The sequence below is a fragment of the Streptomyces sp. NPDC003034 genome (assembly GCF_053591375.1).
Genome location: NZ_JBSFTS010000002.1, coordinates 60,805 through 82,108 on the forward strand (window position 1 = coordinate 60,805; position 21,304 = coordinate 82,108).

16 protein-coding genes are annotated in these 21,304 nt (G+C 71.7%); 15 read left to right on the forward strand and 1 reads right to left on the reverse strand.

Features of this window, described 5'->3' with window-relative positions; genetic code table 11:
* Window positions 1–224 precede the first annotated feature (224 nt).
* Window positions 225–506 carry an HU family DNA-binding protein gene (locus ACWDX7_RS02645; protein ID WP_007264399.1) on the forward strand — a complete coding sequence of 94 codons (282 nt, stop codon included), beginning with the start codon at window positions 225–227 and terminating at the stop codon, window positions 504–506.
* A gap of 275 nt (window positions 507–781) precedes the next feature.
* Here the strand turns inward: ACWDX7_RS02645 and murA are convergent, their stop codons facing one another.
* Window positions 782–2,128 carry a UDP-N-acetylglucosamine 1-carboxyvinyltransferase gene (gene murA, locus ACWDX7_RS02650; protein ID WP_451488603.1) on the reverse strand — a complete coding sequence of 449 codons (1,347 nt, stop codon included), beginning with the start codon at window positions 2,126–2,128 and terminating at the stop codon, window positions 782–784.
* Between the two features lie 262 nt (window positions 2,129–2,390).
* Between murA and ACWDX7_RS02655 the strand changes: the two genes are divergently transcribed.
* The 14 genes from ACWDX7_RS02655 to ACWDX7_RS02720 all read left to right on the forward strand — a co-directional run bounded on the left by ACWDX7_RS02655 (window position 2,391) and on the right by ACWDX7_RS02720 (window position 21,203).
* The gene (locus tag ACWDX7_RS02655) at window positions 2,391–2,951 is read left to right on the forward strand and encodes a YqgE/AlgH family protein (protein WP_451488602.1); all 561 of its coding nucleotides are present in this window, start codon (window positions 2,391–2,393) and stop codon (window positions 2,949–2,951) included.
* A 29-nt stretch (window positions 2,952–2,980) separates the two neighbouring features.
* Window positions 2,981–3,265 (forward strand): DUF3039 domain-containing protein, encoded by a 285-nt coding sequence (locus ACWDX7_RS02660; RefSeq protein ID WP_451488601.1) that lies wholly within the window; start codon window positions 2,981–2,983, stop codon window positions 3,263–3,265.
* A gap of 282 nt (window positions 3,266–3,547) precedes the next feature.
* Window positions 3,548–5,206 (forward strand): beta-N-acetylhexosaminidase, encoded by a 1,659-nt coding sequence (locus tag ACWDX7_RS02665; protein ID WP_451488600.1) that lies wholly within the window; start codon window positions 3,548–3,550, stop codon window positions 5,204–5,206.
* A gap of 321 nt (window positions 5,207–5,527) precedes the next feature.
* A complete protein-coding gene (locus tag ACWDX7_RS02670; protein WP_451488599.1) occupies window positions 5,528–6,430 on the forward strand; it encodes an FAD binding domain-containing protein in 903 nt (300 codons plus the stop codon).
* A complete protein-coding gene (locus tag ACWDX7_RS02675; RefSeq protein ID WP_451488598.1) occupies window positions 6,427–8,631 on the forward strand; it encodes a 2Fe-2S iron-sulfur cluster-binding protein in 2,205 nt (734 codons plus the stop codon). Before ACWDX7_RS02670 ends, ACWDX7_RS02675 begins: the two co-directional genes overlap by 4 nt.
* Before the next feature lie 50 nt (window positions 8,632–8,681).
* Entirely contained in the window at window positions 8,682–10,982 is a 2,301-nt protein-coding gene (locus ACWDX7_RS02680; RefSeq protein ID WP_451488655.1) for a xanthine dehydrogenase family protein molybdopterin-binding subunit, read from the forward strand.
* A 191-nt stretch (window positions 10,983–11,173) separates the two neighbouring features.
* On the forward strand, window positions 11,174–11,641 hold the full coding sequence (locus tag ACWDX7_RS02685) for a hypothetical protein (protein WP_451488597.1): 468 nt from the start codon (window positions 11,174–11,176) through the stop codon (window positions 11,639–11,641).
* Window positions 11,641–13,077, forward strand: coding sequence for a hypothetical protein (locus ACWDX7_RS02690; RefSeq protein ID WP_451488596.1), 1,437 nt, complete (start codon window positions 11,641–11,643; stop codon window positions 13,075–13,077). Before ACWDX7_RS02685 ends, ACWDX7_RS02690 begins: the two co-directional genes overlap by 1 nt.
* A 21-nt stretch (window positions 13,078–13,098) precedes the next feature.
* A complete protein-coding gene (gene mycP, locus ACWDX7_RS02695; protein WP_451488595.1) occupies window positions 13,099–14,298 on the forward strand; it encodes a type VII secretion-associated serine protease mycosin in 1,200 nt (399 codons plus the stop codon).
* A gap of 35 nt (window positions 14,299–14,333) precedes the next feature.
* Window positions 14,334–14,750, forward strand: coding sequence for a hypothetical protein (locus ACWDX7_RS02700; RefSeq protein ID WP_451488594.1), 417 nt, complete (start codon window positions 14,334–14,336; stop codon window positions 14,748–14,750).
* Between the two features lie 8 nt (window positions 14,751–14,758).
* A complete protein-coding gene (locus ACWDX7_RS02705; protein WP_451488593.1) occupies window positions 14,759–17,044 on the forward strand; it encodes a hypothetical protein in 2,286 nt (761 codons plus the stop codon).
* A gap of 170 nt (window positions 17,045–17,214) precedes the next feature.
* Complete coding sequence (locus ACWDX7_RS02710) at window positions 17,215–17,592, forward strand: hypothetical protein (protein WP_451488592.1); 378 nt, start codon at window positions 17,215–17,217, stop codon at window positions 17,590–17,592.
* A 132-nt stretch (window positions 17,593–17,724) separates the two neighbouring features.
* Complete coding sequence (locus ACWDX7_RS02715) at window positions 17,725–19,203, forward strand: MFS transporter (protein WP_451488591.1); 1,479 nt, start codon at window positions 17,725–17,727, stop codon at window positions 19,201–19,203.
* Between the two features lie 215 nt (window positions 19,204–19,418).
* The gene (locus ACWDX7_RS02720) at window positions 19,419–21,203 is read left to right on the forward strand and encodes a DEAD/DEAH box helicase (RefSeq protein WP_451488590.1); all 1,785 of its coding nucleotides are present in this window, start codon (window positions 19,419–19,421) and stop codon (window positions 21,201–21,203) included.
* Window positions 21,204–21,304 lie beyond the last annotated feature (101 nt).

The following is a 21,304-nucleotide window of genomic DNA, read 5'->3' on the forward strand; positions in this document are numbered from 1 at the left end:
GTGAGCGACGGGTGTGGACGGAGCGTCACCGCGGCGTGACTGTGGCGCTTTTCGTGTGACCCCCGCGGGTGCCGGATTGGCTTTCCCGCCGCTGGTGGGGGCAGGATGCGTAACCGGGCGAGAGGGTCTGACGTTCAGACCCGGGTCCGGGGACTGTCCGAGGGCCCTGGCAGCATCGGCTTCGATCTCACGCCTCTAAGGCAAGTTGAACACGGGAGTACAACATGAACCGCAGTGAGCTGGTGGCCGCTCTGTCCGAGCGCGCCGAGGTGACCCGTAAGGACGCCGACGCCGTTCTGGCCGCGCTCGCCGAGACCGTCGGCGAGATTGTCGCCAAGGGCGACGAGAAGGTCACCATCCCCGGCTTCCTGACCTTCGAGCGCACCCACCGTGCCGCTCGCACCGCGCGCAACCCGCAGACCGGCGACCCCATCCAGATCCCGGCCGGCTACAGCGTGAAGGTCTCCGCGGGCTCCAAGCTCAAGGAAGCCGCCAAGGGCAAGTAGTCAGCCCCGGCGCCGAAGGCAGCACAGGCCTTCGGAACGGCGGTAGTACGTAGAACGACGAAGGGCGGCCACCCCCAGGCGGGGTGGCCGCCCTTCGCCTGTCCGGGCTGCCCGGCTGCGGGTCTGCGGGTCTGCCGGGCTTCGCGGGCTCCCGGGCGGCGGCCGCGTACGGGAAAGCCCTCCCGGCCCCGTGAAGGGCCAGGAGGGCTTCCGTAGCCAGCGCAGTGCGGTGCGGTGCAGCGCGGTGCGCGGTGCCGTGTGCCGGTGGCGGAACCTCAGACGAGCTCGCCGTTGGGCAGCTCGACCTTCGCACCGAGTTCCACGAGCTTCTCCATGAAGTTCTCGTAGCCCCGGTTGATCAGGTCGATGCCGTGGACCCGCGAGGTGCCTTCGGCCGCCAGCGCGGCGATCAGGTACGAGAACCCGCCGCGCAGGTCCGGGATGACCAGGTCGGCGCCCTGCAGCCGGGTGGGGCCGGAGACGACCGCCGAGTGCAGGAAGTTGCGCTGGCCGAAGCGGCAGGCGGAGCCGCCCAGGCACTCCCGGTACAGCTGGATGTGTGCGCCCATCTGGCCCAGCGCCGAGGTGAATCCGAGGCGGGACTCGTAGACCGTCTCGTGGACGATCGAGAGGCCCGAAGCCTGCGTCAGGGCCACGACGAGCGGCTGCTGCCAGTCGGTCTGGAAGCCGGGGTGCACGTCCGTTTCCAGGGCGATGGCCTTCAGCGGGCCGCCCGGGTGCCAGAAGCGGATGCCGTTGTCGTCGATCTCGAAGGCGCCGCCGACCCGGCGGAAGGTGTTCAGGAAGGTCATCATCGAGCGCTGCTGGGCGCCGCGCACGTAGATGTTGCCGCCGGTCGCCAGAGCCGCGGAAGCCCAGGAGGCGGCCTCCAGGCGGTCCGGGAGCGCCTTGTGGTTGTAGCCGCCCAGACGGTCCACACCGGTGATCCGGATGGTCCTGTCGGTGTCGAGGGAGATGATCGCGCCCATCTTCTGCAGGACGCAGATGAGGTCCTCGATCTCCGGTTCCACCGCGGCGTTGCTGAGCTCGGTGACGCCCTCGGCCAGAACGGCCGTCAGCAGCACCTGCTCGGTCGAGCCGACGGACGGGTAGGGCAGGCGGATCTTGCAGCCGCGCAGGCGCTGCGGGGCTTCCAGGTACTGGCCGCCCTCCCGCTTCTCGATCGTCGCGCCGAACTGGCGCAGGACGTCGAAGTGGAAGTCGATCGGCCGGCCGCCGATGTCGCAACCGCCCAGCCCCGGGATGAAGGCGTGGCCGAGGCGGTGCAGGAGCGGACCGCAGAAGAGGATCGGGATGCGCGAAGAGCCCGCGTGCGCGTCGATGTCGGTGACGTTCGCGCTCTCGACGTAGGTCGGGTCGAGCACCAGCTCGCCCGGCTCCTCGCCGGGACGGACGGTTACGCCGTGCAGCTGGAGCAGCCCGCGTACGACCCGCACGTCACGGATGTCGGGAACGTTGCGCAGCCGGCTGGGTTCGCTACCGAGCAGAGCGGCGACCATGGCCTTGGGCACGAGGTTCTTCGCACCGCGGACACGGATCTCGCCCTCAAGCGGGGTACCGCCGTGGACAAGCAGTACATCGTCACTGACTGTGCCGGTCATGAATCTCGCGTTCCGGAGAGGGATGGGCAGGGGGCCAGTGAAAAGGGTAAGGGCCACAAGCCCCTTGTCCGCATGGCCGACGCGGCCGTAGGACCGTCATTGATGCGCCCGGCACCCTGCGTACCCGCCTCATGGCGGAGCGTCGCCTTCCGCTCGCGCCGCCGGTACGCGCTCCTCCTCGCGGCCGTGCGCCCTGAGCTGCGTAAGATCCGATCCGGCCAGCTGCTCCCCTCGGGAGGCGAATGTGCGAGATCATGGCGGCATGACCGAGGTGTCCTCCCTCACAGGGCGGTTGCTCGTGGCCACCCCCGCCCTCGCGGACCCGAATTTCCACCGTGCGGTCGTGCTGCTGCTCGACCACGACGAGCAGGGCTCGCTCGGCGTGGTCCTCAACCGGCCGACACCGGTGGGCGTCGGCGACGTCCTGCTGCCCTGGGCGCCCCTGGCCGGCGATCCGGGCGTGGTCTTCCAGGGCGGACCGGTCGGGCTCGACTCGGCGCTGGGCGTGGCCGTCATCCCGGGCGAGGAGGGTCCGCTCGGCTGGCGCCGCGTGCACGGGGCGATCGGGCTGGTCGACCTGGAGACGCCGCCGGAGCTGCTGGCCGCCGCCCTGGGCTCGCTGCGTATCTTCGCCGGTTACTCCGGATGGGGGCCGGGCCAGCTGGAGATCGAGCTGGGCGACGGCGCCTGGTACGTCGTGGAGTCGGAGCCGGGCGACGTGTCCTTCCCGGATCCCGAGCGGCTGTGGCGGGCCGTGCTGCGCCGCCAGCGCAGCGAGCTGGCGATGGTCGCCACCTATCCGGACGACCCGTCGCTGAACTGACGCGCGCGGTGTTCAGTACCCTGGGTGGCATGAGCACTCTTGAGCCCGAGCGCGGGACTGGCACGGGGACCCTCGTAGAGCCGACGCCACAGGTGTCGCACGGTGACGGCGACCACGAGCGCTTCGCCCACTACGTCCAGAAGGACAAGATCATGGCGAGCGCGCTCGACGGGACTCCCGTCGTCGCGCTCTGCGGCAAGGTGTGGGTGCCGGGCCGGGACCCGAAGAAGTACCCGGTCTGCCCCATGTGCAAGGAGATCTACGAGTCCATGGGCCCCGGCGGGGACAAGGACAAGGGCGGCAAGGACAGCTGAGGCCGTCCGGCGGCCCGGGGCCGGCTCCGGCCCTCCGGTCCGCCGCCCCCGCGTAGTGCGTCTGCCTCCCGCTCGGACGGGACGAAGGCCCCCGGTGCGCTGACGCGCGCCCCGGGGGCTTTTGCCTGCCCCGGGGACGCGTTAGCGTCGGCCGCGCTCGTTCAGGGTCGGCCGCGCCGGCTCGCGGTGCGCAGTGAGCGCCGCGCCGGGTGGAACGAGCGTCGCGTCGTGCGGAGCGAGCGTCGCCCCGTGCGCAACGGAAGGCCGCGGAGGGCTGACCCCATGGACCTGATCCCCGTATCCCCGGACCTGATCCCCGCCCCGCGGTCGGCCGCTGTGCACGAGGACGGCCGCCGCCACCCCTTCGGACAGCCGGGCGGACCCGGCCCGGCCCTCGCCGCCGGGCCGGGGACCGAGGCCGTCGCGCGCTGGCTGCGCCGGGAGTTGGGAGCCGCCACCGGGTACGGCCTCGCGCGGCCCGCTTCCGGCGCCCGGGGCGACGTACGGCTGTCCGTGGACGAGCGGCTGGCCGACGAGGAGTACCGGCTGGAGATCGGCGCCGACGGGGTGGAGCTGGCGGGCGGGTCGGGCGCCGGCGTGTTCTGGGGTGCGCAGACGCTGCGTCAGCTCCTCGGACCGGACGCGTACCGCAAGGCCCCGCTGCCGGGGCGCACTTGGACCCTGCCGTACGTGCGAATCACCGACCGTCCCAGGTTCGGGTGGCGCGGGATGATGCTCGACGTCGCCCGGCACTTCATGCCCAAGGACGGGGTCCTGCGGTACATCGACCTGCTCGCCGCCCACAAGCTCAATGTGCTGCACCTGCACCTGACGGACGACCAGGGATGGCGGATCGAGATCAAGCGCCATCCGCGGCTCACCGAGGTGGGTGCCTGGCGGGCGCGCAGCCGGTGGGGGCACCGCGCCTCGCCGCTGTGGAACGAGACTCCGCACGGCGGCTACTACACGCAGGACGACATCCGCGAGATCGTCGCGTACGCGGCCGAACGGTACGTCCGGGTGGTGCCGGAGATCGACCTGCCGGGGCATTCGCAGGCCGCGATCGCCGCGTACCCGCACCTGGGGAACGGCGATGTCGTGGACACGGCCGCGCTGGAGGTGTGGGACGACTGGGGGATCAGCCAGAACGTGCTCGCGCCGACCGAGGCCGTACTGCGGTTCTACGAGGGCGTCTTCGAGGAGCTGCTGGAGCTGTTCCCCGCCGAGGTCTCGCCCTTCGTGCACGTGGGCGGCGACGAGTGCCCGAAGGGGCAGTGGAAGGCCTCCGAGGCGGCGCGGGCGCGGATCCGGGAGCTGGGGGTGGACGGGGAGGAAGGGCTCCAGTCCTGGTTCATCCGGCACTTCGACGGCTGGCTCGCGCGGCGCGGGCGGCGGCTGATCGGATGGGACGAGATCCTGGAGGGCGGGCTGGCGCCCGGCGCGGCCGTCTCCTCCTGGCGCGGTTACGGGGGTGGCATCGCCGCGGCGGAGGCGGGCCACGACGTGGTGATGTGCCCCGAGCAGCAGGTCTACCTGGACCACCGTCAGGCGGCGGGCGCGGACGAGCCGATGCCCATCGGGTACGTGCGCTCCCTTGAGGACGTCTACCGCTTCGAGCCGGTGCCGCCGAAGCTGTCGCAGGAGGCCGCCGCCCACGTGCTGGGCGCGCAGGCCAATGTGTGGACCGAGGTGATGGATGGTCAGGCGCGGGTCGACTACCAGGTGTTCCCGCGGCTGGCGGCCTTCGCGGAGGTGGTGTGGTCTTCGCTGCCGGAGCCGGAGCGGCGGGACTTCGGGCAGTTCGAGGCGCGCATGACGGCGCACTACGCGCGACTGGACGCGCTCGGGGTGGGCTACCGGCCTCCCGGCGGGCCGCTGCCGTGGCAGCGGCGGCCGGGTGTGCTCGGACGCCCGATCGACGGCGAGCCTCCGGCCGTGTGAGGGCGGGCGGAGGCCGCTGGCCGGCGGATGGCAGGGGGGGGGCAGGAACCGGAACTCTGCCTCAATGTCCGGCTATACGGGGAAAAACGGGCGAACGGGTGCGGTTCGCTGAGCCGGGCGGAGGGGGCGCGTACGAGCGAGTGCGAGAGGGCGCGCAGGAGCGTGCGCGGAAGGGCGCGGAGGGTGGGGGCGCCCGGCCGACCCTCGCGCCCGGGCGGTGTGGAAGATGTGCCAGAGTTGCCACGTCCCGGCGGTGAGCACGTACCGTACGGCGGACAGGCGTGAGCGCCGGGACCGGGACATCGGGAAGGGGCAGCTGGGTTGACCACGCACGCACCGCACGCACCGCACGCGGCGCAGGGGCCGCAGGCGGCGCAGTCCGTGACGCTGCCGGCCTCGCTCGACGAGGCCGTGGCGGCACTCACGGCCATGCCCGCCGCCGTTCCGGTCGCCGGTGGCACCGACCTCATGGCCGCCGTCAACGCCGGGCTGCTGCGTCCCGCTGCGCTGGTGGGCCTGGGCCGGATCAACGAGATCCGCGGCTGGCAGTACCAGGACGGCCACGCCCTGCTCGGCGCGGGCCTCACGCACGCGCGGATGGGGCGGCCGGATTTTGCCGCTCTGATCCCCGCACTGGCCGCTGCCGCGAGGGCCTCGGGGCCCCCTCAGATCCGCAACGCCGGCACCCTCGGCGGCAATATCGCCACCGCCGCGCCGACCGGTGACGCACTGCCTGTGCTGGCCGCGCTGGAGGCCGCCCTCATCATCGTCGGCCCGGGCGGATCCGCCCGCGAGATCCCGGTCTCGCACCTGCTGGCCGGCCGGGAGATGCTGCGGCCCGGCGAGCTGATCGGCTTCGTGCGGGTCCCGCTGCTGCACGCACCGCAAGTGTTCCTGAAGGCCACGGGGCGTACGGGGCCGGGGCGCGCGGTGGCGTCCGTGGGGCTCGTGCTGGATCCCGCGCGCCGGGGCGTGCGCTGTGCGATCGGCGCGGTGGCGCCGATGCCGCTGCGGCCGCTGGAGGCCGAGGAGTGGGTCGCGTCGTTGATCGACTGGGACGGGAGGCGGAGCCTTGCCCCCGAGGCGCTGGAGGCCTTCGGCGAGTACGTCGCCGCCGCCTGCGTACCCGATCAGGGAGACCCGGTGGCTCCCGGTGTACTGCATCTGCGGCGGACGGTGGCCGTGCTGGCACGCAGGGCCCTGGGGAGGGCGCTGACCTCATGAGTGAGAACCGGAACGAGAACGAGAACGCGAACGTGAGCCCGAACGCAACGACCGGCGGCCCGGGAGACGCGGGCTCCGCGGACTCGGCCTGGGGCTGGGAGCCGGTGCCGCACGGCGGCGAGTACGACTCCGACGCGACGGCCTTCGTGAAACTGCCTCAGGACATGCTCGACGCGCTGGGGACCGGAGAGCCGCTGGCGGCGCCCGGGCACGGCTACGTACCGCCGCCGATGATCGTGCCCCTCGGCTCCGCCAGTGCGGATCCGGCGGCCACGGGTACCTGGACGATGTCCGTGCCGTGGCCGGAGGCGGGCACGGCGGCAGCGGGGGCGGCTCCCGGATCCGCTCCGGGGCCTGCTCCCGTACGCGGCCCGATCCCGGCCTCGGTTCCCCTGCCCGCCTCCGTGGCGGCCGCGTTCGCCGACCCGGGCGAGGTGCCCGGCGAGGTGCCGGGCGACCAAGGCGATCAGGGCGAAGCCACGGCGCAATGGCGGTTCCCGGAGGCGGCGCGGGAACCCGAGGGCCCGGCTACCGGCCAGTGGCAGCTGCGGGCATTCCCCGAGCAGCCCGCGGACTACGGGCAGAGCACGCTGACGGCCGACTGGAGCCAGGCCCCGGCGACCCTGCCGGGCGGCGCCGCGGCGCCGTGGGCGGACCACCCCGACTTCGAGGGCGCCCGGGAGTACGCCGCGCAGCAGCCCGACCCGTACCCGGACGCCGGGATGCTGCCGGGCACGGACGAGGCGGCGGCCGCTTCGGCCGCCGCCGCCGAAACCGCCACGGCCGCGGGCCGGCTGCTCGGCGAGCACGGAGCCGACGCCCTTCGGCGGGGGCCGCGCGTGCTGGGCGGCCCCGGTGTGGGCACCCCCCTGCCCGAGGGCGAGCCGGTGCATCCGGCTCCGCACGACATCGACGCCGCGCACGGCGCGGCGGCCGCGCCGGTGGTGGGGGAGCGGCCGCATCCGGCGGCGGAGCCCGTGGGGCATGCGGAGCCTGTGGGGCCCGTGGTGGCGGCGGAGGCCGCCGAAGCCGTGGCGCCGCCGGTGGCGCGGGCGGTGCCCGCAGGCCGGCTGGACCTCTTCGGCAGCGTGCGACCCGAGGCGGAGCCGGCCGAGCCGCTGGAGCCCGTGCCGCCCGTGGAGCCGCTGGAGCAGCCTGCGCCCGTGGAGCCGGAGCCGCACGCGGCGCCCGCCGTGGAGCCGACGGGTTCCGCCATACCGGCATCGCATGCCGAACCGGCGCAGCCCGCGCCGCCCGCGGAGCCGGGTGGCACCGACGGGCACGGCTTCGCGGTGTCCGGCGATCGCGCGCCGGAGCCCGCCGGTACGGACGGGCACGGCTTCACCGGGACGGGGCCCGCCCCCGCCGGCACCGCGGCCGCGCCCACGCCGGGCGCGGACACCGCCGACCCTGCCGTGGTGGTTCCGGACGCGGGCACCGCCGGAGGTTTCCCGGCTGAGGAGCCGACGTACGAAAAACAAGCGGCAGCCGAGGCCGTCGCCCATCACGAGCACCCGCTGGCTTCCTACGTCCTGCGCGTCAACGGCGCCGACCGCCCCGTCACCGGCGCCTGGATCGGCGAGTCCCTCCTCTACGTGCTGCGCGAGCGCCTCGGCCTCGCCGGTGCCAAGGACGGCTGTTCGCAGGGCGAATGCGGCGCCTGCGCCGTGCAGGTCGACGGCCGGCTCGTGGCCTCCTGCCTCGTACCGGCGGCGACGGCGGCGGGCAGCGAGGTCCGCACGGTCGAGGGCCTGGCCACGGACGGGGAACTGTCGGACGTGCAGCAGGCGTTGTGCGGATCGGGCGCGGTGCAGTGCGGATTCTGCGTGCCCGGCATGGCCATGACCATCCACGACCTGCTGGAGGGCAACCACGCCCCCAGCGAGCTGGAGACCCGGCAGGCGCTGTGCGGCAACCTCTGCCGCTGCTCCGGCTACGCGGGTGTCATCGACGCCGTCCGCGAGGTCGTGGCGGGACGCAGCGCGGCGGCCTCGGCACCGGAGCCCGCGGGCTCACCGGAGCAGTCGGAGCAGGTGGCGGGGACGGCGGGGACGGTTGGCTTGACCGGGTCGGCGGGGTCGGCCGGGTCGGCCGGGTCGGCCGGGTTCGCCGGGTCGGCACCGGCGGCTGGGTCGGAGCCGTGGATTCCGCATCAGGCACCGCCCGGCGAGGGCGGCATCCACCACGGAGGCACGGCGTGAGCGGGCAGGACGCGGCGACGGCGACGGCGACGACAGCGGTGAACGCCGCGATGACGGCTTCGGCGGGGAGCCCGCCGCAGGACGCCGCGGAACAGCCGGTACCGCGCGGAATCGGCTCCTCCGTGCCCTCCGCCGACGCCCGCGCCAAAACCGAGGGCACCTTCCCCTACGCCGCCGACCTCTGGGCCGACGGCCTCCTCTGGGCCGCCGTGCTGCGCTCCCCGCACGCCCACGCCCGCATCCTCTCCATCGACACCTCGGCCGCGGCCGACATGCCCGGCGTCCGCGCCGTCGTCACCCACGCCGACGTGCCGGGCGCCACCACGCACGGCCGCCGCATCGCCGACCGGCCGGTGTTCGCGCACGAGGTGGTACGCCACCACGGCGAGCCCATCGCCGCCGTCGCCGCCGACCACCCGGACACGGCGCGGCTGGCCGCGGCCGCGATCGCGGTGGAGTACGAACTCCTCGACCCCGTCACCGACCCGGAGCAGGCCTTCGGCGCGCCGCCCCTGCACCCCGACGGCAACCTGATCCGGCACATCCCGCTCCGCTACGGCGACCCGGAGGCGACCGGCGAGGTCGTGGTCGAGGGCCTGTACCGGATCGGCCGCCAGGACCCCGCCCCCATCGGCGTCGAGGCCGGCCTGGCCGTGCCCCGCCCCGACGGCGGCGTCGAGCTCTACACCGCCTCCACCGACCCGCACACCGACCGCGACCTCGCGGCGGCCTGCTTCGGGCTCGACCCCGACCGGGTACGGGTCGTCGTCACCGGCGTCCCCGGCGCGACGGCCGACCGCGAGGACGCCGCCTTCCAGCTCCCCCTCGGCCTGCTGGCGCTGCGTACGGGCTGCCCGGTCAAGCTGGCCGCCACCCGCGAGGAGTCCTTCCTCGGCCACACCCACCGCCACCCCACCCTGCTGCGCTACCGCCACCACGCGGACGCGGAGGGACGGCTCGTCAAGGTCGAGGCGCAGGTCCTGATGGACGCGGGCGCGTACGCGGACGCCTCCTCGGAGTCCCTCGCCGCGGCGGTGGCCTTCGCCTGCGGCCCCTACGTCGTCCCGCACGCCTTCGTGGAGGGCTGGGCGGTCCGTACGAACAACCCGCCGTCGGGCCACGTCCGGGGCGAGGGCGCGATGCAGGTGTGCGCCGCGTACGAGGGCCAGATGGACAAGCTCGCGGCGGCGCTCGGCATCGACGGCGCGGAACTGCGGATGCGCAACGTCCTGGCGACGGGCGACCTGCTGCCCACCGGCCAGACGGTGACCTGCCCGGCGCCGGTCGCGGAACTGCTGCGCTCGGTGCGCGAGTACCCGCTGCCCTCCCTTCCGAAGGACACCCCGGAGGACGAGTGGCTGCTGCCGGGCGGCCTGGAGGGCGCGGGCGAACCGGGCGCGGTGCGGCGCGGCGTCGGGTACGGGGTGGGCATGGTGCACATGCTCGGCGCCGAGGGCGCCGACGAAGTCGCCACCGCCACGGTGAAGGTGGTCAACGGCGCGGCCACGGTGATCTGCGCCGCCGTCGACACCGGGCAGGGCTTCGCCACGCTGGCCCGCCAGATCGTCCAGGAGATCCTGGGCGTCGAGGAAGTGGCGACGGCCCCCGTCGACACCGACCAGCCGCCGGCCGGCCCGTCGGCACACGGCCGCCACACCTGGGTCTCGGGCGGCGCGGTGGAGCGGGCGGCGAAAATGGTCCGCACGCAACTCCTCCAGCCGATGGCCCACAAACTGGGCATGTCGACCGAGCTCCTCCAGATCGTTGACGGCCGGATCACGTCGTACGACGGGGCCTTCTCGACGACGGTCGCCGAGGCGATGGAGGGCAAGGAACTCTGGGCGACGGCCCAGTGCCGCCCCCACCCGACGGAACCCCTGGACGCGGACGGTCAGGGCGACGCCTTCGTCGGCCTCGCCTTCTGCGCGATCCGCGCGGTGGTGGACGTGGACATCGAGCTGGGATCGGTACGCGTGGTCGAACTGGCCGTGGCCCAGGACGTCGGCCGGATCCTCAACCCGCGCCAGCTGGAAGCCCGTATCGAGGCGGGAGTCACCCAGGGCGTGGGCGCGGCCCTGACGGAGAACCTCCGCACGGTCTCGGGGCTGGTCCGCCACCCGGACCTGACGGGCTACGCCCTGCCGACCTCGCTGGACGCCCCGGTCGTGCGCATCGTCAAACTGGTCGAGGAACGGGACGTGGTGGCACCGTTCGGGGCGAAGGCCGCGAGCGCCGTCCCGGTCGTCACGACCCCGGCGGCGATCGCCTCGGCGGTACGGGCGGCCACGGGCCGCCCGGTCAACAGGCTCCCGATCCGGCCATCGGCGGCGGTCGCCCCGGCCAACACGTGATCCGGCGAGCCGCGTTGCAGCTGCAACCCCGGGTTGGGGCTGTCGGTGCCGGTCGATAGAGTGCTCGTGAGACCGCGCATGTCGACGTGCGAACAGGTGCGAACGAGCGCGGACGGGGACGGGGAGTCGGGGAGGCCATCGTGGCGGCGGAGAGCGGTTTAAGCCTGTTCGGGCCAGGACCCGGGGCAGGTGTGGCGGACACGATCCGGGCGCAGGCGGCGGCTCAGTCGAGGGCTGCGGCGCTGGCGGTCCAGTACGCCTCGCTGAAGGAATACAAGGGCATGGTCGACGTCCTGCTGGACGACCTCAACGGCTCCGACGCGGACCACAGGAAACTCGCCGACGGCACCCTGCGGGAGGGCACGCTGGGGAAGAACTTCCCGGAGGCCGACGACCTCTTCACGTCGTACAAGCGGGTCATCACGGAGCTGGAGAACCTCTCGAAGGGCCTGGCGGGGCAGATCGAGGCCTTGGGCATCGCCATCCTCTCGGCGGGCAAGGGGTACGCGGGCGTGGACGAGGAGGCGCAGCGCCGCATGCTCGCCATCGCCAAGGCGGCGCAGAAAAACTATGTGGCGGAGCGGGACCCGTGGCCGGAGGAACAGCGCAAAACGGCGGCAGCCGCGCCTCCTGCCCACGCCCCGGGCGGTGAGTTCTGATGGCGACGAACTTCGACCGCTACACCCATCAGCAGATGCGGGAGATGATCGCCTCCCTGGACCCGGAGACGGTGCGGACCCGGGCCACGCAGCTCCAGGCGGCCGCCGACGCCATCAAGAAGATCGCGGACAAGCTGAAGACACACGTCGTCAGCGACTGGGAGGGCGAGGGCGCCGTCGCCTTCCAGGAATGGGTGGGGCGGACGGGCAACGCGACGCTTCGGCTGAGCGAGTTCAGCGCCGCGGGCGCCAAGTGGATGACCGAGGCCGCCCAGAAGATGGTCGAGGCCAAGACCATGCCCGCGTACGACACGGAGGCGGCCGGGACCGCCGAAGAAGCCCGCAAGTTCCGCAACGACCCGGACACCGCGAAGCTGGGGCCCCCGGCCCAGGCGAAACTGAACGCGGAACATGCCGAAGCCGTGCGGCTCATGAACAACCTGGCACAGGCATACGAGCAGTCGTACACGCAGATGAACAAGGAGAAACCCCCGACATTCCCGCCACCGCCGTCGGCGTTCGTGCCAGTGGATTACTACAGCGGACAGGACATGGCGCGGCCGACAGAAGGTTTCAACGCTGGAGCTGGATCGGCCGGTTCGTCCTACGCACCGGCGAGCTCGCGTAGCAGTGCCTCCGACGAACCCGGATGGGTGGAGGGGCGCCAGTCAACGCCGGACAGTGTGCGCCCGTCGATGACCGGGTCCGTCCCGGCGCAGCCGTCCATGCCGATCACCCCGGACCGTGAGGTCAGCGTGGGCCTCGACAGCGTTACGACGTTTCCCAATCCGACCCTGCCGCCCACGACCGCTCCACCCGGCGGACCGCTGCCCTTGGGCCCCGCCGCCGGGGGGCCAAACCCGCATATGATTCCGCCGCTCACTCTCCCGCCGAACGGCGGTTCGACGCCGTACCGTCCCAGTGGCCCCAGCGGGAACGGCTTGCTCCCACCTGTGAGCGGTCCTGGCGGGCCCAGTGGCAAGGCCGTCGGTTACACGGGACCGCCTCCGCGGGACAGCGGCATCACGGGCGGACGCCCGGTGTCTCCCGGTGGCCCCGCCACGGGCATCCCGCGCGGCACGGTCATCGGGGGCGAAAACACGCACGTCGGCGGACGCGGCATGGGTGGCGGCGTGATGGGCGGCATGGGTGGTGTCGCAGGCGGCCCGCAGAGTGGCTCCGCAGGCTCCGCGATGGGACGTCGGCTCGCGACCGAGCCGGGAGGCGTCGTCGGAGGGCGCCAGCCGTTCACCCAGGGTGGCTCGGGTCTCGTGCGCAACCCTGGTGGTACGGGCCCCATGGGGCACGCGGGCGCGGGCGTACGCACGCCGGGCCATCGGCGTGAGAGCCAGGGGGGCGGACGCCCCGACTACCTGGCCGAGGACCAAGAGACCTGGCAGGCCAACCGTCGCGTTGTGCCCCCTGTGATCGACTGAGCAGAACGGACAATCCACGGGATGCGCATGCGCAAGGCGACCTCGGCCCTGGTCGGTCTCCTGCTGGCCGGGGTCGCGGCGACCCCGGCCCACGCGGAGACGATTCGCTCACAGCAATGGCATCTCGATGCCATGAAGGCGGACGACATCTGGAAGATCAGCACGGGTAAGGGCATCACCGTCGCGGTGATCGATACCGGCGTGAACCGCATTCCGGAACTTGAGGGGCAGGTTCTCCCCGGCGCGGTCTTTCCTGCCGGTGACGCCGAGGGTGACAAGGACAACGACTACGGCGGTCATGGCACCAGCATGGCTGCACTGATCGCCGGCACCGGCAGGCACCCGAGTGGTGATGGCGCCTACGGACTAGCACCTGGGGCGAAGATCCTTCCGATTCGCGTGCCCAACGTACTGGAGGGCGCAACGACCCCATCTTTGGTCTCGGCCATCCGGTATGCGGCAGACTCGGATGCCAAGATCATCAACATCTCCCAGGGCAGGCCAGGAAAGCCAGCGGATGACCGAGAACGGGCTGACGCGGTCAAGTATGCGCTCTCCAAAGGTAAATTGATTTTTGCTGCCGTTGGTAACTCCGGTGATTCCACCAACGAAATCGCATACCCGGGTGCTACGCCCGGAGTTGTCGGCGTCGGAGCAGTGGACGCCAAGGGCGATGCGACGAAAGAGTCGCAACACGGCCCCCAGGTCGACATGTCTGCTCCTGGCGTCGACATCGTCACGGCCTGCAAGGGCAAGACGGGACTCTGCAAAACCCACGGCACCAGTGACGCGTCCGCGCTGGCCTCCGCCTCCGCCGCCCTGGTGTGGTCCGCCCACCCCGAGTGGACCAACAACCAGGTGCTCCGGGTCCTGCTGAACACCGCCGGCAAGCCCGTCGACGGGGCCGAGCGCAACGACCACGTCGGTTACGGCGTGGTCCGGCCCCGCATCGCCGTGCCCACACCGGGCGACCCCGGGCCGGCGGACGTGTACCCCCTGCCCGACCTCGCGGCGGCCGACGCCGCGGCCAAGTCCCCGGCGCCCTCCGCGGACGGCAAGCGCCCGGAGGCGGGGGCGTCCAAGCCCGCCTCCGCCGCTGCGAAGGCCGAGGAGGAGAGGAAGGCCGGGAGTTCACTTACCTGGATCGCCTTGGGGATGGGAGCCTGCCTGCTCATCGGCGGAGCCGTCACCGCAGTCGCCGTACGTCGTTCCAACCGCTGACCGGATCAACACCCACCCACGGGGAGTGCAACGCGATGTCGTTCGACGAGGAATGGTCGGCGGCGCGCGCCACGGCCGCCGCCAGCGCCTCCATGCGGCTCAACCAGGCCACCCCGGCCGGCCCCGGCGGGGGTGACCTCGCCCTCAACCAGGACCACATCGGTGCGATCGGCTCCGAGGCGTACAAGCTGCACTCCCGGCTGGAGACCGACGGCAAGCACGCCGCCACCGCCAGCGCCGAAGCGGCCAGCGCGCTCACCAAGGAGAGCTTCGCGTGCGGGGCGGCGCTGCTCAAGGTCAACACCTTATGGGAATCACAGGTGAAGACGCTCAGGGCCGCCTGCGCGAACATCTCCAACGGCTTGAACTACTCGCTCTCCTCGCACGCCAGGGACGAGCAGCAGCTCCACGCCGACTTCACCGCCTCCGCCATCGACAAGTACCTCAAGTAGGCGCGCGCATGCTGACGTACGAGAACGTGATCAACGCTCCGCTGGACAAGCTGCAAGCGGCTGTCACGGACTGGAAGGCGCTGGCCGGCAAGCTGGACGAGCTAGCCGAGGCAGCACGCAACGGCATGAAGGCCAAGTCGGACAAGGCCGAGTGGAACGGCGTCACCGCCGCCGTCGGACGGCCGTTCGTGGACAAGACGGCCAAGGAATTCGAGGACGCGGCCCACCAGGCCAAAGGCATCCACCAGCTCCTCGCCGATGCGCACACCACCTTCAAAACCGCCCGGGCCCAGCTGAGGAAGCTATCCACAGACGCACCGGCCGTCGGCTTTCAGGTGGACGCGACCGGTCACGTCACGGCCATTCCGCTCGCCACCGAGGGGGAACGTAACGCCGCCCGTCACGACCCCGACTACCAGCAGTCCCTGCGCACGAACCGCGATGCCTGGCAGGCCCGGATCAACCGGGCGGTCGAGGACGCGGCGGATGCCGACGATTCGCTCTGCCGTGCGCTGCAGACGAACGTCAGTGATGAGCACAACTTCACTAGCCCCAAGTTCAGCACCCTTGATGCCGAGCAGGCGGCCCGCGCCGCAGAGCTGATGAAGAAGGTCACCGGAGAGGGAGGCACGGCGCGCAACGTCCAAGCGCTGCATGAGCTGGAGGACTTGCTTGATGACAACCGCGAGGATCCCGAGTTCGCGACGGACTTCTATCGGACTGTCGGCCCCGACAGCACCCTCGAGATGTACTCGAAGATGTCCCTGGACGCGACCGGCCTCGGCCAGCTGGGCCGGGATCGTGCGCTGATGGTCGCCAACATCCAGAGCGACATGGGCGCCATGCTCGGCCTGGCGACGCACAAGGACGTCCGCAACCATCTCGACGCCGCCTGGACGACCCAGCTGATGAAGGCCGGCCGGAAGGAAATGGACGTCACGGGTGGCGTGACGAAGGTCTACGGCTACCAGGCGCTGGGTGCGCTGATGCGTGAGGGGAAATACGACACGGACTTTCTGACCTCGGTCGGACGGGACATGGTCGCCATGGACCGTAAGGACCCGAAGGCCTGGGAGTACACGACACCGTTCGGCTTGGACACGGCCCTGAACCACGGCGGGGAAGGCGGCCGTGGTTTTTACCCGTTGACGGGGCTCATGGAGGCCCTCGGCAACAACCCGGACGCCGCGACGGCCTTCTTCAACGAGCCGGTCCGCGAGGACAGCAACCATGACGGCATCGTCACCAAGGAAGACAAGCCGGTCGGTGGGCAGCACGGCAAGGAACAGGGCATGGTCGACTACATGCTCGACAAGAAGCCGCACGTGGACAGCTTCGACATCACCAAGACCGGCCACCTGCACCCAGCTCAGCAGGCGGTCGGCGACGCGCTGATGGCCGCGGTCTCCCATCGCAGCCCAGGCGACGATGACGCTCCCCCGGTCGCACATACCAAGGAGATGGCGGCCGTCATGGAGCGGGTCGTCGACAAGATCGGCGACAAGCCCGAGCTGGTCGCGGCAGAGCCGGGTAAGGGTGACGGCCCGCTGAAGGGGCTGTCCGGGCACTTCGGGCAGATGGCTGCCGAGTACATGCCGGACATGCAGGCGTCGGCGGAGAACGGCAGCGGCCAGATCAAAGCCAACGGCGTCATGGCCGAATTCGACAAGTCCGGCATGGCTGGCTTCATCGGGGCGGTGGGTCAAGACCCTGATGCCTACGGAGCGATGACCACCGCCCAGCGGACCTTCACCACCGCACTCGTCAATGACGTTTTCGCCCATCGGGCCGAGTACGACGACGTGGACGCGGCGATCAAGAGCGCGGTACACCCGGGCGGGCAAATCGCGGGAATCCTTTCCGAGGCACGTGCGGAGGGAGTGTTCGCCGAGAACGGCCACAAGCAGGAGGAGTACGTCAAGGGCGTCGAGGAGAACGCGAAGTGGGTCAACCGGGGTATCACCGCTGCGGGCGGCAAGTACCTGGAGTTGGTGCCGCTGGCCGGGGATGTCGTGGGATGGCTTCAGGAGGACATCACGGAAAGCATCGTCATGGGCGCCAAGGAGGACATCGCGAAAAAGGTAGAGGCCAGCAACGAGAAGGCGGGGGCGGACTTCGTGCAAGCACAGAGCGGTGCGTCGGAATCCGCGGCGGCGTCCGTGCGTATCGCGGCGCGGGGATCCGGCTTGTCCGAGCGCACCATCGGCTCCTACGCGGGTGAGGCTTCCACCGAAACGGCGAACGCCCACGCGGTTGGTCGCGGACTGGTGGCCACCTCGAACGGTGGTTCCTGATGGGTCGCGCTCGCCCTTTTCCGCTCCTAGCCGCAGTCACGGCGGTAGCCACGCTATCGGCAGGCTGCTCCGAGGGCAGCGGATCGGCCTCCCCCGAGCTGCCTTCATCCACGTGCTTCGGAGCGTTCACCCCCGCCGAACTTGAGCCTTTCATGGGGACCGGAAGAGAAGTGCGGGTCGAGTCGCCAGTCGATGTCCGTCTCACCTCCCAACGCGAAAGCGCGATCTGCAATATCGAAGTCGACGGTAAGAACCGTTTCCATGCGGCGGCCCACCGCAAGCCAGCGGGACACGAATTCCTCTGGCCGCCCTTGCTCGATGAGCAGAATCCGGAAGGACTCCCCTTCGCGGAGAACAGCAAGCTCTGGGACCGGGGCGCCGCTGTCGTGCTGACCTGTGAGGGACTTACGGACTCCTTCGTGCTCAGACTGTGGATCGATGGTGTGCCGGACGATGTGAAGCCGGCAGAGAGGCGACCCAAGTTCACCGCCTTGATGGCGAAGTTCCTGGAGTCGGCCAAACAGCAAGCCCAGTGCGGCAGCGCGTAGGCCTCCAGACCGGCCTCCAGACCGAAGAAGGCCGCCGGGCTTGCCGGGGGGTGAGGCGTAGGGCTGGGGGAGGAGGCGGGGATACGTCCAAGGACAGGGGTGCGAGGGGGATGCGGGTCTTACTCTGGGGCGATGAGTGCCCTTGAACCCCGCCTGCCCGAGAAGACCGGACCCGTTCCGCCTCCGCCGCGGGGCGGGATCATGGGGCCCGCCTACCGGACGCTCAGCATCGGGATCATTTCCGTCGTCTTCCTCATCGCCTTCGAGGCCACCGCCGTCGGTACGGCCATGCCCGTCGCCGCCCGCGAGCTGGACGGGATCGCCCTCTACGCCTTCGCCTTCTCCGCCTACTTCACGACCAGCCTCTTCGGCATGGTCCTGTCCGGGCAGTGGGCCGACCGGCAGGGCCCGCTGCGGCCGCTGAGCGTGGGGATCGGGGCCTTCGCCGCCGGGCTGGTGTGCTCGGGGACCGCGGGCGCGATGGGGATGTTCGTGCTCGGGCGGGCGGTGCAGGGCTTCGGCGGCGGGCTGGTCATCGTCGCCCTGTACGTCGTCGTCAGCCGCGCCTACGACGAGCGCCTGCGCCCCGCCATCATGGCCGCCTTCGCCGCAAGCTGGGTGGTCCCCTCGATCGTCGGCCCGCTGGCCTCCGGGACGGTGACCGAGCACCTCGGGTGGAGGTGGGTCTTCCTCGGGATTCCGGCGCTGGTGGTGGTACCGCTGGCTTTGGCGCTGCCGGCCATCCGCAGGACCGCCTCGGGGCCCGTGGACCCGGATGCCGGGCCCGTGGCTCTCGACCGGCGGCGGATCCGGCAGGCGTTCGGGATCTCCGTGGGGGCCGGGCTGCTCCAGTACGCCGCCCAGGACCTGCGGTGGCTGTCGCTGCTCCCGGCCGCCGTGGGCGCGGCCCTGCTGGTGCCCGCCGTGCTGGGGCTGCTGCCGCGCGGGACGTACCTGGCGCGGCGCGGGCTGCCGTCCGTGGTGTTGCTGCGCGGGGTGGCCGCGGGGTCGTTCATCGCGGCGGAGAGTTTCGTACCGCTGATGCTGGTCACCCAGCGGGGCCTGAGCCCCATGCTGGCCGGTTCGTCGCTCGCGCTGGGCGGGGTGACGTGGGCGACCGGCTCCTGGGTGCAGTCGAAGCGGCGGATGGAGCCGTACCGGGAGCCGCTGATGGTCGGCGGGATGGTGATGGTGGCGGCGGCCATCGCGGCGGCGCCGGCCGTGCTGATCGAATCCGTCCCGGTGTGGACGCTGGCCGTGGCCTGGGCCGTGGGGTGCCTGGGGATGGGGCTGGTGATCGGCTCCACGAGCGTGCTGCTGCTGAAGCTGTCCGCGCCGCAGGAGGCGGGGGCGAACTCCGCCGCCCTGCAGATCTCGGACGCGCTGGCGAATGTGGTGCTCCTGGCCGCCGGGGGCGCGGCGTTCGCCGCGCTGGGCGGCGGCGCGGTGGGGGTGGTGCACACGGTGGCCGCCGGGGGACCGGCGGTGGCCTCGCATCCGGGGGCGTTCGTGGTGGTGTTCCTGCCGATGGCCTGCGTGGCGCTGGTGGGGGCGTGGGTGGCGACCCGCCTGGACGCGCGCTCACCGGCCCAGGCCGCGAAATCCGGCTGACACCGAGCGGTTCGTCCTGGACGTGTGCCAGGGGCACTGGACGTCCCGAAGATCGCTGAACAGCTGCCGAGGTTCGCGCGACGCTGAGACGGCGATGTGACGCTCGCCGCACCGCCCGAGGTCACGGGCCTGTCCCTCCGCGAGGGGCGGGCCCGTCCCGGTAGGGTGGCCCGGTTGTCCTACGTACGACTGCCGAGAGCGACGAACCGGAGACCGTGACTACTACCGCCTCCCACCACCTCTCACCCGCCTTCCCCGGACGCGCCCCTTGGGGTACCGCCGGCAAGCTGCGAGCCTGGCAGCAGGGGGCGCTGGAGCGCTACATCGAGACGCAGCCGCGGGACTTCCTCGCGGTCGCGACGCCCGGCGCGGGCAAGACGACCTTCGCGCTCACCCTCGCCTCCTGGTTGCTGCACCACCATGTCGTCCAGCAGGTGACCGTCGTCGCGCCGACCGAGCACCTGAAGAAGCAGTGGGCGGAGGCGGCGGCGAGGATAGGCATCCGGCTCGACCCCGAATACTCCGCCGGGCCGCTCAGCAAGGACTACCACGGGGTCGCCGTCACCTACGCCGGCGTCGGCGTACGCCCGATGCTGCACCGCAACCGCTGTGAGCAGCGCAAGACCTTGGTGATCCTGGATGAGATCCACCACGCCGGTGACTCGAAGTCCTGGGGCGAGGCCTGCCAGGAAGCCTTCGATCCGGCGACCCGCCGCCTGGCCCTGACGGGGACGCCCTTCCGCTCCGACACGAACCCGATCCCCTTCGTCGCGTACGAGGAGGGCAACGACGGCATCCGCCGCTCCTCCGCCGACTACACGTACGGCTACGGCAACGCGCTCGGCGACGGCGTCGTGCGGCCGGTCATCTTCCTCTCCTACAGCGGCAACATGCGCTGGCGCACCAAGGCCGGTGACGAGATCGCCGCCCGGCTCGGCGAGCCGATGACCAAGGACGCCATCTCCCAGGCGTGGCGTACGGCGCTGGACCCGCGCGGCGACTGGATGCCGAACGTGCTGCGCGCCGCCGACCAGCGGCTGACGGAGGTCAGGAAGGGCATCCCGGACGCGGGCGGTCTGGTCATCGCCTCCGACCAGGATTCGGCGCGCGCCTACGCCAAGCTGATCCGTGAGATCACCGGCACCAAGGCGACGGTCGTCCTCTCCGACGACACCGGCGCCTCCAAGCGGATCGACGAGTTCAGCGCCGACGGCAGCCGCTGGATGGTCGCCGTCCGCATGGTGTCCGAGGGCGTCGACGTGCCGCGCCTCGCGGTGGGCGTCTACGCCACCACCATCTCCACGCCGCTCTTCTTCGCCCAGGCCGTCGGACGCTTCGTGCGCTCGCGGCGGCGCGGCGAGACCGCTTCCGTGTTCCTGCCGACCATCCCGTACCTGCTCGGCTTCGCGAACGAGATGGAGGTCGAACGCGACCACGTCCTCGACAAGCCGAAGAAGCAGGGCGAGGAGGACCCGTACGCCGAGTCCGAGAAGGAGATGGACGAGGCGAACAAGCAGGAGGACGAGGACACCGGCGAAGAGGAGCAGATGTCCTTCGAGGCGCTGGAGTCCGACGCCGTCTTCGACCGGGTGCTGTACGACGGGGCCGAGTTCGGCATGCAGGCGCACCCGGGGAGCGAGGAGGAGCAGGACTACCTCGGCATCCCCGGGCTGCTGGAACCCGACCAGGTGCAGATGCTGCTGCAGAAGCGGCAGTCGCGGCAGATCGCGCACAGCCGCCGCAAGCCGGACGCGGAGGCGGACCTGCTGGAGCTGCCGGCCGACCGGCGGCCCGTGGTCTCGCACAAGGAACTGCTGGAGCTGCGGAAGTCGCTCAACACGATGGTGGGCGCGTACGTCCACCAGAGCGGCAAACCGCACGGGGTGATCCACACGGAGCTGCGCCGGGTGTGCGGCGGACCGCCGAGCGCGGAGGCGACGGCGGGGCAGCTGCGCGAACGGATCAAGAAGGTCCAGGAGTGGGCCACCCGGATGCGGTGAGCCCGGCCCTGAAGCGACCCCCAGTGTGCGGGTCCCGGACCCTCGGCCCCGGGCGCCCGGCTTCGGGATCTCCCGACTGCGGGCTCCCGGCTTCGGACTCC